This is a genomic window from Pelagovum pacificum (assembly GCF_016134045.1).
In the GTDB taxonomy this organism is placed as follows: Bacteria; Pseudomonadota; Alphaproteobacteria; order Rhodobacterales; family Rhodobacteraceae; genus Oceanicola; species Oceanicola pacificus_A.
Map to the genome: position 1 here is coordinate 210,012 of NZ_CP065915.1, position 12,705 is coordinate 222,716.

A 12,705-nucleotide genomic window follows, 5' to 3' on the forward strand; every position below is an offset into this window, starting at 1 on the left:
GGGACGGCAGGTGACGCGCGCCTCCGGCGGCGCCCCACCCGCCGTCCCGCGCCATTTTGCCAAAGTGCGCTCAGTCCTCGGGTGCCCCGAAGCGGGCCTCGATCCTGCGGCGCAACTCCAGGCGCTGTTCGTGGATCAGCCCCTGGTCGCGTGCGATGGCGACCTTCTCCGGAACAGCGGTCTGAGTCTGATAATAGAACCTCTGGATGTCGATCTCGCTCGCGGTGCCGAGGAACTCCACCAGCGGATGATTGGTGCTATAGCCGCCGGCCACCCGGCGCGGCAGCTTGGCGAGCCAGTCCGTCTTGTCGTTGGCATGGAAATGCAGGATGCGCATGTCCTCGTTGAACGGCTGCCAGGGAAAGTCGGTGCGGATCGACCGGGACGGGCCGTGGATGCCGGGCCGCACGTCCTTGCCGCCGAGAAACGCGCACTTCCCCGCACGATGACCCAAAAGCCCGCGCGGCAACACGTCCCGATACGCCCCGAACATCCGCCGTAGCCAAGGGCGCGGCATGTTGCGCGGCACCTCCGCGCGGAAGACTGTCGCGGTGAAGATGTCGTCCTCGAGCGAGGAGTCGAACAGTGCTTCGAACGGGGCAAGGCGGATGTAAGGGACGTCCGTGCGCACCGTGTCGAGCAGCTCGTCGATCGGTGCGTCCCCGGTCAGGAACTCGTCGACATCGAGGTGGAAGAGCCACGGCACCCGGTTCTCGGCATAGAGCCGGCGAAGGTTAAGCCCCTGCCGCGGGCTGTGGTGATCGGGCCGCCCACCGAGCGCTTCCCACCACGCAGCATCGCAATGGATCACGGTGACCCCCTCCGCCCCGATGAGAAGGTCGCCAACGGGATCTTCCGGATCGTCGAGATGAAGCCAAATACGGCTCGCCCCGAGGTCGAGGTGCCACGCGACGAAAGCGAGCGTCTGCTCGACCGTGGCCTTCGCGGTCGTGCAGACCCCCCATTCCATCCCCGTCAGAGCCTGTTGAGCAGGTCCACGGTCGGCCAGGCATCCGGCGGCAGACCGAGGCGCATCTGCTCGGCCTGCACGGCGGCGCGCGTCTTTTCTCCGAGGATGCCGTCGACATCGCCGACATCGTGGCCGAGCGCGACGAGACGCTGCTGCAACGCGACCATCTGGTCGCCGTTCAGGCCGGGATCAGGATTGCCGGGATCGTAGACCGGTGCCCCTTCCAGCCGTGTGCCGAAGTAGGCGGCTGTGGTCACGTAGACGAGGCTCTGGTTCCACTCGAAATAGACGCGGAAATTCGGGTAGGCGAGGAAGGCCGGCCCGTTGCGCCCCATCGGCATCAGGACCGACGCGGGCAGACTCGAGGCGCCGAGGGCGCCGTTGCGCCCCGTGACGCCGAGCGACTGCCACTCGCCGACCGTCAGCTCGTGGTCGAGGCCAGTCAGCGTCATGTCGATCCCCTGCGGCAGGACGATCTCCTGCAACCACGGCTCACCCGGGCGCCAGCCCAGCGAAGACAGCATCGAGCCGCCCGACATCAGCGCGTCCTGCGCGGAGCCCTTTAGGTCGACATGTCCGTCGCCATCGCCGTCGCGACCGCTGGTGATGATGTCCTCGGGCAGCATCTGGACCTGCCCGATCTCCCCGGCCCAGGCGCCCGTGGTCGTGGCCGGGTCGAAGTCGCCCCGCTCGAACAGGGTCATCGCCGCGAAGATTTGCGGGCGGAAGAGCTCGGGACGGCGGCAATCATGCGCCAGCGTGACCAGCGCGTTCGCGGTGTTGAAGTCGCCCTGCACGGCGCCGAAGTCCGTCTCGAACGCCCAGAAAGCGAGGAGGACGCCGCGCGGAATGCCGTACTCCGACTCGATCCGGTTGAAGGTCGCATCGTATTGCGACGCGTTGGCCCGCGCCCGGTCGATCCGGTTCTGCGATATCAGACGGCGGGAGAAGTCGATGAAATCCCGCTGGAAAACACCCTGTCGACGATCGGCGGCGATCACCTCCGGGTCCTGCCGCACGCTGGCGAGGAAGGCGTCTGCGGTCGCCGGGTCATGGCCGCGCGAGACGGCCTCCTGCTTCAGGCCCTGCACGAAGTCGGGAAACGGGCCGCCGCATTGCTGCGCGGCGGCGGGCAGGCCGAGCGTGAGACCGGCGAGGGCGAGCGGGAGCGCGAGGCGAAATTTCATCTGGCGGTCATCTTCCGGGACGTTGGCATTCCGGCGGACGTTAACCTTTGGCAGGCGGGCGTGAAAGGCGCGGCGTCAGAACAGGATAAACGGAACGATCACGATCAGGCCAGCAGCCCACGCTCGCCAGAGGATCGTGACGGCGCGGTCGATCTCCTGCGGGCCCGGATCGCGCCGACCGTTGGGGTGAACGAACGGTGCCTCGATACGCTCGCCGGCGTAGCTGCGCGGACCCGACAGGGCGACGCTCAGGGCGCGGGCCATTGCTGCCTCCGGCCAGCCGGCGTTGGGCGAGCGATGCCGCCGCGCGTCCGCGACGAGGCCATTAGCGTCGGGCCAGCCGGCGGCGACCCGGATCAGCAGCGCGGACAGGCGCGCGGGGATCCAGTTCAGCACGTCGTCGAGCCGGGCCGCGGCCCAGCCGAACCGCTCATGCCGGGGCGTGCGGTGTCCGATCATGCTGTCGGCGGTGTTGATCGCCTTGTAGAGCAGCAGCCCCGGCAGGCCGCCGACCGCCAACCAGAAGGCCGGTGCGACGACACCGTCGGAGAAGTTCTCGGCCGCGCTCTCGATCGCGGCGCGGGCCACGTCCGGCTCCGTCATCGCGGCGGTATCCCGACCGACGATCATCGCCACGGACATCCGGCCGTCGCCGAGCGACAGCCGGAGCGCCTGCGCCACCGCAGCGACATGCGTGACGAGCGAACGCTGCGCCAGAAGGATCGCGCCGACGATGACTTCGGCCAGCGCGCCGGGGAGCGCCGCGAGCAACAGGCCGAGCGTGACGGCGAGTCCGCAAAGACCAAGGGTCGCCGCCATACCTCCCACGCGGGCGAAGCCGCCCCGGTTCAAAGCCCCGTCGAGCCAGTCAATCAATCGTCCCGCGATCACCACCGGATGCGGGACACGCGACCAGAGCCAACGTGGTTCTCCCGCCACCGCGTCAAGCAGCGCGGCGAGCAGAAGCGCGGTCATGTCCGCCGGGAGGCGCTCGGCTGCGCCGTCGCCCCGCCCGCCGTCCCGTCGAGCGCCGTCTCCAGCTGGCCGAACCGGTCGGGTGCGGGCAGCCCGAGGCGCAGCCAGCGCTTGGAATAGGGGAATAGGCGGGACCAGACATGCCCCTCCGCCAGTCGCTCCTGCATCGCGGCCGCGTCGCCGACGTCGTAAAGCCGAAACAGTGTCGTGCCGCCGACCAGCGCCGCCCCCTGTCCGGACATCAGCCGATCCAGCCGCGCCGAATCCCGCGTCAGCCGCGCACGCGTCGCCTCTGCCCAGGCCCGGTCCTCGAGCGCCTGCGCCCCGATCCGCAGCGCGGGACCGGCCACAGCCCAGGGGCCGAGCAGCTCCGCCAGCGGCCCAAGAGTCTCCGCATGGCCGATCGCGAAGCCGAGCCGCAGCCCGGCGAGGCCCCAGAACTTGCCGAAGCTCTTCAGCACGATTGGTCCCGGTCGCGCCGTGCGGGCGGTCTGCGTTGCCTCGGGCGTGACGTCGCAAAAGCTCTCGTCGACTACGGTAAAGCCGTCGTCCGGGCCGAACTCGTGCAGCCGTCCGTCGGGATTGTTCGGATGGACAACGACCCGGACCGGTGCGGGCGCGTCTTGGTCTCGGACCTCTCGCCCGGCCGCGCGGAAGGCCGCGGCATGTTCGTTGTAGGTCGGGCCGGGGATATGCACGGCGCCCGGTGGCGCGATGGCGGGCAATCGCGCGATCAGGGCCGACGCACCGGGCGCGGCGATGATATCCGCCCCCTCCGGCACCCCCCAGAAGGCGCGTGCCGCGCGGGTCAGGCGGTCGCTCGCGCCGCTGTCGGGCAGGGCCGTCCAGTCGTTCGAGGTCAGCCCCTCCACCGGGTAGGGCACCGGGTTGATACCGGTGGACAGATCAAGCCAGCCCTCCCGCGTGCCGCCCCACCGCGCGATGGCGGCGTCGAGTCCGCCGCCGTGGTCGCGCACGTCGCTCATTCCGGCAGCGGCGGGTGGCGGGTGACGAAGTGCCCCTTCACGCCCTGCGGCCAGTCGCGATAAGGCACCCGGCCGGTGTCGGAGTCCGAATGCATCCGGGCGTAGTCGAGGATCGCATGCGCCGCCTCCTCCGTCGGCTCGAAGCGGCCCAGCGTGTAGCAGAGCTTGCCCGCCGCCTGCACCGCGACGTTGCAGCCGTGGTCACAGCCCATCAGGCAGGAAACACGACGCAGGCGCACGTCCGGTCCTTCCGGCGCGGCGCCCTCGATCAGCTCGGCCAGCATCTCGCCGTGCGTCCGGCCGAGAGAGGCGTCCCAGTCCTCTCGCTTGCAGGTGTCGCAGATGGTGATCCAGGTGGTCATCCGGCCTCCGGTGCGTCTCGTTGCCGACGCTTGAAGCGGATCACGTCGCCGGGAACAAGGGCGCGTTTTTCCGCTGACGCCGAACGCCGGTAACCTTCCGTTAGGAATTCGGGCGCAGACATGACCTGCCGGGCGACTTGCCACGGCGGACTTCACCACGGGGGCAGTTTTTCGGAGGGCCGGTCATGCCGGGCAAGAGACGATGCGCGTGCTGATCGTCGAGGACAGCCGCCCACTTGGCCGCTTGTGGCAACGCCACCTCCAGCGCTCCGGGCTGGAGGTCGAGCTGCGCCACGATGCGCGCCGCGCGATCGAGGCGATCTCTCACCAGCCGTGGGACGTGATCGTGCTCGACCTCGTGCTCGGGGGCAGCAGTGCGCTCGCCGTCGCCGATTACGCAGAGATCCGGCGCCCCGAAGCGAAAGTGATCGTGGTGACCAACACCCGCTTCTTCGCCGACGGCTCGATCTTCGGGCTCAGCGCGAACGCCTGCGCCTTCCTGCGTAGTGGTATCCCGCCCGAGGACCTCACCGAAGTGGTTCGCCATCACGGACGGGTCGCCTGACCGGTCAGGGACAGCGGCCGAAGATGGCCACCGGCCAGCCTGCCCGGGCGAGCACGAGGATGTCAGGAGAGGGCCGGAATACCGCGGTCGAGCCGCGCCAGGCGCCCGACTGCAGCGTCGACAGGGCAAGCATGTCGGTCAGCGGGCGCTCCTCGATCCTCAGATAGGCCTGCACCTGCTCGGTCGGGGTGGAATAGATGTAGGTGTGGCCGCCGGCGTAATCGTAGCGCGTCTGAAGCGCACCGTCCTGCCGCGACAGGGTAAAGCTCAGCGGATCGTTCAGGGTGAATGTGATCGCGTGATCGGCGCAGACGCGCGCGACCACGTCCTCGGGCAGTGCACCACCGTCGGAGATCGGGTCCGCCGGAAACCACGTGCCCTCCGCCGAGGACAGAATCTCGATCTGCAGCGCGGCGATCTCCTCGGGCGCTCCGCCGGCGGCGAAGTTGAACGCCTCGGTGGCCGCGGTGAACTGCTTGTCCAGACCCTGTGCGGACAGCTGGCCGCCGGTGACGGCCAGCAACAAAACGGCAATAAATCGGATCGTCATGGAAACTCCTTCACTCTAATGTGAGTGAAGGGTCCCAAACCGATCACCTTAGGTCAACGCCCTCAGCCCCGCCCGTGCGGCGCTTCGAAGTCGAGGTCGGGTCCGATCGGAATGATCCGGTGCGGGTTCACCGTCTCGTGGCTGTAATGGTAGTGCCGCCGGATGTGATCGAAGTTCACCGTCTCCGCGACGCCCGGCCACTGGTACAGCTCGCGGGTGTAGCCCCAGAGGTTCGGGTAATCGACGATCCGCCGACGGTTGCACTTGAAGTGCCCGTGGTAGACCTGATCGAACCGCACCAGCGTGGTGAAGAGCCGCCAGTCGGCCTCCGTCAGACGGTCGCCCATCAGGTAGCGGTTCTCGCCGAGCCGGTCCTCGATCCAGTCGAGGCTTTCGAACAGCGGCCAGACGGCGGCCTCGTAGGCCTCCTGCGTGGCGGCGAAGCCGGACTTGTAAACGCCGTTGTTCACCGTGTCGTAGATGCGCTCGTTCACTGGCTCGATCGCCTCGCGAAGGTCCTCGGGCCAGAAGCGTTCATGGTTGCCGGTGATCTCGTCGAAGGCGCTGTCGAACATGCGGATGATCTCGGCGCTCTCGTTGCTGACGATCGTCTCGCGCTCCTTGTCCCAGAGGACAGGGACGGTGACGCGGGCGGTCACGTCCGGATCGGCCTTCACGTAGAGCTGGTGCAGGTAGTCGAGACCATAGAGGTCGTCGCCCGTCGCACCGGGATAGTCGGACGACAGGCTCCACCCCTTGTCCAGCATGTCGGGATGCACGACTGACACGCCGATATGCGGGGCGAGGCCCTTGAGCTGTCGGAAAATCAGCGCCCGATGCGCCCACGGGCAGGCGTAGGACACGTAGAGGTGGTAGCGCCCCGACTCGGCCTTGAAGCCGCCCTCGCCGCTCGGCCCGGCAGAGCCGTCCGCCGTGACCCAGTTGCGGAAGGTCGTCGCCTGCCGCTTGAAACTGCCGTCTTCCGAGGCGCCGATGCTGCCGTCTTGCCATTTGCCGTCAACGAGCTGGCCCATGCCGATCTCCCTAAATTCTGTGTCACTGGTTGAGCTAGTCTGATCGCCGGTGCACGCAAAGGCAGAGTTCCGCACGTCAGGCTCGGCATATGCGCACGGCGGCCGGTCGTCGCCGCGCGCCGCAAACCGCCGCTTTTGCGTTTGCGCCCCCCGGGCGGGGGGCCTATCAGGGGCTCGTGACGAAGTCCCGAAACGGGACCGGAAAGGTGGCACCAAGAGGTCGACCCATATCGGGGACCACGCGGCGCATCGTCCTGAAGGGCCACGCCTGGCTCCGGTCCCCCCGTATATCCGTGGAGGAGCCTCCCATGCGTATCCTGATTCCCCTCATGACCCTGCTCGCGCAGCCCGCACTGGCTCATCCCGGCCACATCGCGGAAGTCGCCGGACATGGACACTGGATCGCGCTGGGGGCCATCGGACTCGCCGCTGTCGTCGGGGCGCTCGGCGCCCGCAAACGCGCCAAGGAAAAAGCCGAAACGGCACCGGACCAGGAGGCGGACGCCGAGCCGTCCGCAGCATGAAGACCGGGGTCCTGATCTGCGGGCACGGCTCTCGCTCGCAATCCGCCGTCGACGAGTTCTCCACGCTGGCCGAGCAACTTCCGCCGCTGCTGCCGTCCGACTGGCTGGTCGATTACGGCTACCTCGAATTCGCCAACCCGGTGCTGCGCGACGGTCTCGACCGGCTGCGCGACGCCGGCTGCGACCGCATCTTCGGCGTGCCGGGAATGCTCTTCGCCGCGATGCACGCCAAGAACGACATCCCCACCGTGCTGTCGACCTACGCTGCGCAGAACGGGATCGAGGTCATGTATGGCCGCGAGCTCGGCGTCGATCCGAAGATGATCGCCGCCGCCGCCGCCCGGATCGAGGAAGCGCTCGAGGGCAAGGATGACGTGCCGCGCCACGAGACCTGTCTCGTCGTGATCGGGCGCGGGGCTTCGGACCCGGACGCCAACGGCAACGTCGCCAAGGTCGCCCGGATGCTGCACGAGGGCCTTGGTTTCGGCTGGTGCGAGGTCGGCTATTCCGGCGTCACTTTCCCGCTGGTCGAACCCTGCCTGAACCACGTGACGAAGCTCGGCTACAAGCGCGTCGTCGTGTTCCCGTGGTTCCTGTTCTCGGGCATCCTGATCGACCGCATCTACGGCTTCACCGATCAGGTCGCCGCCGCGAACCCGGACATCGAGTTCATCAAGGCCGGCTACCTGGGCAGCCACCCCAAGGTGCTTGAGACCTTCGCCGAACGCGCGATCGAGATGGACGGCGAAGTGCCGCCGCCGAACTGCGCGATGTGCAAGTACCGCACGCAGGTGCTCGGCTTCGAAGCGGAGGTCGGCGCGCCGCAGGAAAGCCACCACCACCACGTCGAGGGGCAGGGCGCGTCCGCGCCGGGATCCAACGTGGCGGATTGCAAATTGTGCTCCGATTTCTGCACCGGAGAGTGCAGGCTTGATATGGGCGACCACCATCATCACCACGACCATGCGCATGACCATGGCCATTCCCACGATCACGGCCACGACCACGCGCACGGCCATCACCACCATCATGACCACGATCATCATCACCACCATCACGCGCCCTATCCCCATGCGGACCACCCCCACGGTCCCGAGAGCGCGCGAAAGAAGCGTCCGTGATGCGACCCTACCTGCGTGATCCGGCGGCCATTTACGACGAGAGCTTTGCAACCGTCCGGCGGGAGGCGCGCCTCGACCGGTTTCCGGCCGCGATGGAGCCCGTCGTCGTCCGCCTGATCCATGCGTGCGGCATGATCGAGATCGCCGACCGCCTCGCGTTCTCGCCCGCGGCTGCCGAAACCGGCGGCCTCGCGCTCGCTGCGGGGGCCCCGGTGCTCTGCGATTGCGAAATGGTCGGCGCTGGCATCACCCGCCGCCTGCTTCCTGCGGAGAACGACGTGGTCGTCACGCTCAACGATCCGTCGGTGGCGGACATGGCCAAAGACCTCGGCACCACCCGCTCCGCCGCCGCGGTGGAGCTGTGGGAGGATCGCATCGAAGGCGCCGTCGTCGCCGTAGGCAACGCGCCGACGGCTCTGTTCCACCTGCTCGAAAAGCTAGACGCGGGCTGGCCGCGTCCATCCGTGATCCTCGGCTTCCCGGTCGGCTTCGTTGGTGCGGCGGAAAGCAAGGCGGAGCTCGCCGCCAATCCGCGCGGCAGCGACTTCATCGCCCTCAAGGGGCGGCGCGGTGGCTCTGCCATGGCCTCGGCCGCCGTCAACGCACTGGCGCTCGGCGCCTCACGAAAGGCCCTGCAATGAGTGACCCCTGGCTTCACGTCGTCGGGATTGGCGAGGACGGCATCGCCGGCCTCCAGCCCGCGACCCGCGCCGTCGTCGAGGCGGCGGACGTCATCCTCGGCGGGGACCGGCACCACGACCTTTCCGCAAATGTCACGGCCGAGCGCATCGCGTGGCCGTCGCCGTTCGACGCGATGATCGACACGATCCGTGGTCTGAAGGGCCGCCGCGCCGTCGTTCTGGTTACAGGCGACCCGCTCTGGTTCTCCGTCGGCGCGCGGATCGGGCGCGCCATCGACCCGTCCGAAATTGTCTATCACCCGCAGCTGTCCGCGTTCCAGCTCGCCGCCGCCCGCATGGGGTGGAGCCTTGCCGATGTCGAGACACTGACCGTTCACGGCCGCCCGGTCGAGCAGATGATCGCCTTCATCCAGCCCGACCAGAAATGTCTTATTCTGACAACGGGCGCTGAAACGCCAGCGAAGATCGCGTCGTTCTTGACGAAGCGCGGCTTCGGCAAGTCGACAATGACCGTTCTCGCCGCGATGGGCGGCGACCGCGAGCAGCGCTTCGACGGCATCGCCGAGGACTGGTCGCACGAGGTTCCTGACTTCAATACGCTCGCGGTCGAATGTATCGCCGCGCCCGACGCCGCCCTGGTCCCCCGCGTGCCAGGTCTGGCCGACGAGCTCTTCCGCTCCGACGGCACGATGACCAAGCAGGAGGTCCGCGCGGCCACCGTCGCCAAGCTGATGCCGATGCGGGGTGCGCTGCTCTGGGACATCGGCACCGGCTGTGGCTCCGTCGCGATCGAATGGATGCGCGCCGCCCGTTATGCCCGCGCCGTCGGGATCGAGCCTCGCGCCGACCGTCGCGCGATGGCGGCGGAGAATGCGCTCGCCCTAGGCACGCCCCGGCTCGAAGTGGTCGAGGGCGAAGCGCCCGCCGCACTCGACGGTCTCGACCCGCCCGACGCCGTGTTCATCGGCGGCGGCCTGTCGGACGAAGTCTTCGCTGCGGCCTGGGACGCACTGCGCCCCCTCGGGCGGCTGGTGGCGAACGCGGTGACGCTTGAAAGCGAGGCCGAGCTTATCCGGTTGCACAAGGCGCACGGGGGCCAGCTCGTGAAACTGCAAATTCACAGGGCCGAACCGATCGGCGACATGACCGGCTGGCGTCCGTCGATGCCGGTCACGCAGTGGAGCCTCGTGAAACGATGACCGGCACCCTCCACGGTGTCGGCGTCGGGCCCGGCGCGCCGGATCTGCTGACCCTCCGCGCCGCCCGCCTGATCGAAGGAGCGTCGGTCATCGCCTACCCGGTGGCACCCGGTCTCGACTCCTTCGCACGCCGCATCGTTGCCGAACTGGTCCCCGCCGGCACGGAAGAGATCGCCTTTCCGGTTCCCATGACGGTCGACCGTGGCCCCGCGCAGGCGGCCTACGATCAAGGTGCGGATCTGATCGCCGCGCGGCTCGATGCCGGTCGGGACGTGGTCTGTCTCTGCGAAGGCGACCCGTTCTTCTACGGCTCCTTCATGTACCTGCACGCCCGTCTGTCCGAACGTTACCACGTCGAAGTCGTGCCCGGCGTGACCTCCCTGACCGCCTGTGCCGCCCGAAGCGGGCGTCCGCTTGTCGCCCGCAACGAGCGGCTGGTCGTGCTGCCCGGCCCCTTGCCCGACGATCAGCTCGAGGCCCGCATGGCCGAGGCGGAGACGGTGGCGATCCTCAAGGTCGGCCGCCACCTTACCCGTATACGCGACACGCTGGCCCGGATCGGTCTGCTCGACCGCGCGATCTATGTCGAACGCGCGACCCTCGCCGAAGAGCGCGTCCTGCCGCTGGCCGAGGTCGGCGACAGCGCCCCCTATTTCTCCATGATCCTCGTGACGAAGGGAGCGGACCCATGGCTGTGACACCCGCCGTTCTGGTGATGACCCGTTCCGGCGAAGCGACTGGCCGCAGGATTGCCGATGCCCTCGGCGCTCCGCTACACGGCCGGTCTGGCCGAGTGGAGGCGGACGTCTTCTTCGACAATGCCCTCGATCATGCGAGAGACCTTTTTCTTGCCGGAACGCCCATCATTGGCGTCATGGCGAGTGGTATCTTGATCCGCGGCGTTGCGCCCGTCCTGTCGGACAAGCGAAGCGAACCGCCGGTCCTGTCGGTCTCCGACGACGGTAGTGTCGTGGTGCCGCTGCTCGGCGGGCATCGTGGCGCGAACCGACTCGCGCGGCAGGTCGCCGAGGCGCTCGAAGGCACCGCCGCCGTGACGACCGCCGGGGACAACATGATGGGCCTCGCACTGGACGAACCGCCGGAGGGGTGGGCCATCTCCAACGCGCACCTCGCCAAGGACACGATGGCGGCGCTGCTCGCCGGTGCCGCGCCGCAGGTCGGCGGCGACGCGCTCGACCTCGCAGCTTGGCTTGCGCCGCTGACCGACCGCACCACCGACACTGGCGAGACCGTGCCGATCGACGTCACGACGGAACCCGCAAGGCCCGACGTGCTGACCTTCCATCCCCGGCGCTACATCCTCGGCGTCGGCTGCGCGCGGAACTGCCTGGCGGAGGAGCTCGACGCGCTCGTCACCGAACAGCTCGCGCAGGCGAAGCTGTCGCCTGCCTCGCTCGCCGGGCTCTGCACGCTCGACCTCAAGGCGGATGAGCCTGCGGTCAACGCGCTGGCCCGCAAGCTGAACCTGCCGCTCCGCCTGTTCGACGCCACGACGCTTGAAGCCGAGACACCGCGCCTCGCAAACCCCTCGGACGTCGTGTTCGCCGAGGTGGGCTGCCACGGCGTCGCCGAAGCCGCCGCGCTCGCTGGCGGCGGCACAGGCGCAATGCTGCGCAGCGAAAAGGCCAAGACCGCCAACGCGACCTGTGCCATCGCCGAGGTGGCAGAGCCGATCGCCGTGCCGCATGGTCGCCCGCGCGGCAGGCTTTCGGTCGTCGGGATCGGCCCCGGTCAGGCCAGCTGGCGCACGCCCGAAGTCTCGCGCTTCGTCAGCCAGGCGGAAGAGCTGGTCGGCTATTCGCTCTACATCGACCTGCTCGGTCCGCTGGCGGCGGGCAAGAAGCGCAGCGACTTCCCGCTCGGCTCGGAAGAGGCACGCTGCCGCTACGCCCTCGAGCGCGCGGGGGAGGGGCGGGACGTCGCACTCGTCTGTTCGGGCGACGCGGGGATTTACGCGATGGGCGCGCTGGTCTTCGAACTGCTGGACCGCGATCCGGACGCAGGCGGCGTCAGCGATGCCGCACGCCGGGCGGAGGTCATATGCTCGCCCGGTGTCTCGGCCTTGCAGGGTGCGGCGGCCCGCGCCGGCGCACCGCTCGGCCACGACTTCTGCGCGATTTCACTGTCCGATCTTCTGACCCCGCGCGAGGATATCGTCAGGCGGCTCAAGGCTGCGGCGGAGGGCGACTTCGTGATCGCCTTCTACAACCCCGTCTCCATGCGCCGCCGCACCCTGCTGGCCGAGGCGCGGGACATCCTGCTTCAGCACCGCCCCGCGGACACGCCGGTCATGCTCGCCAGCAACCTTGGCCGGCCGGAGGAAGAGCTTCGCTATCGCCGCCTCGACGCGCTGGAGGTGGACGAGGTCGACATGCTGACCGTCGTCCTCGTCGGCTCGTCGCAGAGCCGCCTGGCACAACTCGGCGAAGGGCCGAGGATGTTCACGCCGCGCGGCTACGCGCGCAGGATCGACGGGGACCTCGCCGAGGGCTGACGGCCCCTCTTCCGGCCTCCTCTCCTTCAGGAGGAGGACGCAAGGGAGCGGGCCGACGCGGTCACGGGGCACGAGA

14 protein-coding genes are annotated in these 12,705 nt (G+C 68.6%); 7 read left to right on the forward strand and 7 right to left on the reverse strand.

Features of this window, described 5'->3' with window-relative positions; genetic code table 11:
* Positions 1 to 70: 70 nt before the first annotated feature.
* From I8N54_RS01035 to I8N54_RS01055, 5 genes are all read right to left on the reverse strand, one after another.
* Positions 71 to 970 (reverse strand): glycosyltransferase family 2 protein, encoded by a 900-nt coding sequence (locus I8N54_RS01035; RefSeq protein WP_140194361.1) that lies wholly within the window; start codon positions 968 to 970, stop codon positions 71 to 73.
* A gap of 5 nt (positions 971 to 975) precedes the next feature.
* Positions 976 to 2,157, reverse strand: coding sequence for a lytic murein transglycosylase (locus I8N54_RS01040; protein WP_140194360.1), 1,182 nt, complete (start codon positions 2,155 to 2,157; stop codon positions 976 to 978).
* Between the two features lie 75 nt (positions 2,158 to 2,232).
* Complete coding sequence (gene cbiB, locus I8N54_RS01045; RefSeq protein WP_140194359.1) at positions 2,233 to 3,132, reverse strand: adenosylcobinamide-phosphate synthase CbiB; 900 nt, start codon at positions 3,130 to 3,132, stop codon at positions 2,233 to 2,235.
* The gene (locus tag I8N54_RS01050; RefSeq protein ID WP_140194358.1) at positions 3,129 to 4,118 is read right to left on the reverse strand and encodes a threonine-phosphate decarboxylase; all 990 of its coding nucleotides are present in this window, start codon (positions 4,116 to 4,118) and stop codon (positions 3,129 to 3,131) included. Before I8N54_RS01050 ends, cbiB begins: the two co-directional genes overlap by 4 nt.
* Positions 4,115 to 4,480 (reverse strand): DUF1636 family protein, encoded by a 366-nt coding sequence (locus tag I8N54_RS01055; RefSeq protein WP_140194357.1) that lies wholly within the window; start codon positions 4,478 to 4,480, stop codon positions 4,115 to 4,117. Before I8N54_RS01055 ends, I8N54_RS01050 begins: the two co-directional genes overlap by 4 nt.
* Before the next feature lie 202 nt (positions 4,481 to 4,682).
* On the opposite strand from I8N54_RS01055, the gene I8N54_RS01060 reads away from it, so the two are divergent.
* The gene (locus tag I8N54_RS01060) at positions 4,683 to 5,045 is read left to right on the forward strand and encodes a response regulator (RefSeq protein ID WP_140194356.1); all 363 of its coding nucleotides are present in this window, start codon (positions 4,683 to 4,685) and stop codon (positions 5,043 to 5,045) included.
* A 4-nt stretch (positions 5,046 to 5,049) separates the two neighbouring features.
* On the opposite strand, the gene I8N54_RS01065 is transcribed toward I8N54_RS01060, so the two are convergent.
* Together I8N54_RS01065 and I8N54_RS01070 are read right to left on the reverse strand one after the other, a co-directional pair.
* Positions 5,050 to 5,595 carry a hypothetical protein gene (locus I8N54_RS01065; protein WP_140194355.1) on the reverse strand — a complete coding sequence of 182 codons (546 nt, stop codon included), beginning with the start codon at positions 5,593 to 5,595 and terminating at the stop codon, positions 5,050 to 5,052.
* Between the two features lie 62 nt (positions 5,596 to 5,657).
* Positions 5,658 to 6,629, reverse strand: a complete 972-nt coding sequence (locus I8N54_RS01070; RefSeq protein WP_140194354.1) for a glutathione S-transferase family protein — start codon at positions 6,627 to 6,629, stop codon at positions 5,658 to 5,660.
* A 308-nt stretch (positions 6,630 to 6,937) separates the two neighbouring features.
* Here I8N54_RS01070 and I8N54_RS01075 point away from each other — a divergent pair, with 308 nt between their 5' ends.
* From I8N54_RS01075 to cobJ, 6 genes are read left to right on the forward strand one after another with little or no spacing between them, the layout of a single operon-like run.
* Entirely contained in the window at positions 6,938 to 7,153 is a 216-nt protein-coding gene (locus tag I8N54_RS01075) for a DUF6732 family protein (protein WP_140194353.1), read from the forward strand.
* A complete protein-coding gene (locus tag I8N54_RS01080; protein ID WP_140194352.1) occupies positions 7,150 to 8,274 on the forward strand; it encodes a sirohydrochlorin chelatase in 1,125 nt (374 codons plus the stop codon). Before I8N54_RS01075 ends, I8N54_RS01080 begins: the two co-directional genes overlap by 4 nt.
* Complete coding sequence (locus I8N54_RS01085) at positions 8,274 to 8,915, forward strand: precorrin-8X methylmutase (RefSeq protein ID WP_140194351.1); 642 nt, start codon at positions 8,274 to 8,276, stop codon at positions 8,913 to 8,915. Before I8N54_RS01080 ends, I8N54_RS01085 begins: the two co-directional genes overlap by 1 nt.
* Positions 8,912 to 10,114 (forward strand): precorrin-6y C5,15-methyltransferase (decarboxylating) subunit CbiE, encoded by a 1,203-nt coding sequence (cbiE, locus tag I8N54_RS01090; protein ID WP_140194350.1) that lies wholly within the window; start codon positions 8,912 to 8,914, stop codon positions 10,112 to 10,114. Before I8N54_RS01085 ends, cbiE begins: the two co-directional genes overlap by 4 nt.
* On the forward strand, positions 10,111 to 10,812 hold the full coding sequence (cobI, locus tag I8N54_RS01095; protein WP_140194349.1) for a precorrin-2 C(20)-methyltransferase: 702 nt from the start codon (positions 10,111 to 10,113) through the stop codon (positions 10,810 to 10,812). The genes cbiE and cobI overlap by 4 nt, the downstream gene beginning before the upstream one ends.
* On the forward strand, positions 10,803 to 12,629 hold the full coding sequence (cobJ, locus tag I8N54_RS01100) for a precorrin-3B C(17)-methyltransferase (protein WP_140194348.1): 1,827 nt from the start codon (positions 10,803 to 10,805) through the stop codon (positions 12,627 to 12,629). The genes cobI and cobJ overlap by 10 nt, the downstream gene beginning before the upstream one ends.
* The last annotated feature ends 76 nt before the right edge of the window (positions 12,630 to 12,705 follow it).

Excerpts from the sequence above, each read along its gene's own strand:
- cobI (WP_140194349.1), top strand. The coding sequence starts at position 10,111 with ATGACCGGCACCCTCCACGGTGTCGGCGTCGGGCCCGGCGCGCCGGAT.
- I8N54_RS01055 (WP_140194357.1), bottom strand. The coding sequence starts at position 4,480 with ATGACCACCTGGATCACCATCTGCGACACCTGCAAGCGAGAGGACTGG.
- cbiE (WP_140194350.1), top strand. The coding sequence starts at position 8,912 with ATGAGTGACCCCTGGCTTCACGTCGTCGGGATTGGCGAGGACGGCATC.
- I8N54_RS01080 (WP_140194352.1), top strand. The coding sequence starts at position 7,150 with ATGAAGACCGGGGTCCTGATCTGCGGGCACGGCTCTCGCTCGCAATCC.
- I8N54_RS01060 (WP_140194356.1), top strand. The coding sequence starts at position 4,683 with ATGCGCGTGCTGATCGTCGAGGACAGCCGCCCACTTGGCCGCTTGTGG.
- I8N54_RS01035 (WP_140194361.1), bottom strand. The coding sequence starts at position 970 with ATGGAATGGGGGGTCTGCACGACCGCGAAGGCCACGGTCGAGCAGACG.
- cbiB (WP_140194359.1), bottom strand. The coding sequence starts at position 3,132 with ATGACCGCGCTTCTGCTCGCCGCGCTGCTTGACGCGGTGGCGGGAGAA.
- I8N54_RS01085 (WP_140194351.1), top strand. The coding sequence starts at position 8,274 with ATGCGACCCTACCTGCGTGATCCGGCGGCCATTTACGACGAGAGCTTT.
- I8N54_RS01050 (WP_140194358.1), bottom strand. The coding sequence starts at position 4,118 with ATGAGCGACGTGCGCGACCACGGCGGCGGACTCGACGCCGCCATCGCG.
- I8N54_RS01040 (WP_140194360.1), bottom strand. The coding sequence starts at position 2,157 with ATGAAATTTCGCCTCGCGCTCCCGCTCGCCCTCGCCGGTCTCACGCTC.
- I8N54_RS01075 (WP_140194353.1), top strand. The coding sequence starts at position 6,938 with ATGCGTATCCTGATTCCCCTCATGACCCTGCTCGCGCAGCCCGCACTG.
- I8N54_RS01065 (WP_140194355.1), bottom strand. The coding sequence starts at position 5,595 with ATGACGATCCGATTTATTGCCGTTTTGTTGCTGGCCGTCACCGGCGGC.
- I8N54_RS01070 (WP_140194354.1), bottom strand. The coding sequence starts at position 6,629 with ATGGGCCAGCTCGTTGACGGCAAATGGCAAGACGGCAGCATCGGCGCC.
- cobJ (WP_140194348.1), top strand. The coding sequence starts at position 10,803 with ATGGCTGTGACACCCGCCGTTCTGGTGATGACCCGTTCCGGCGAAGCG.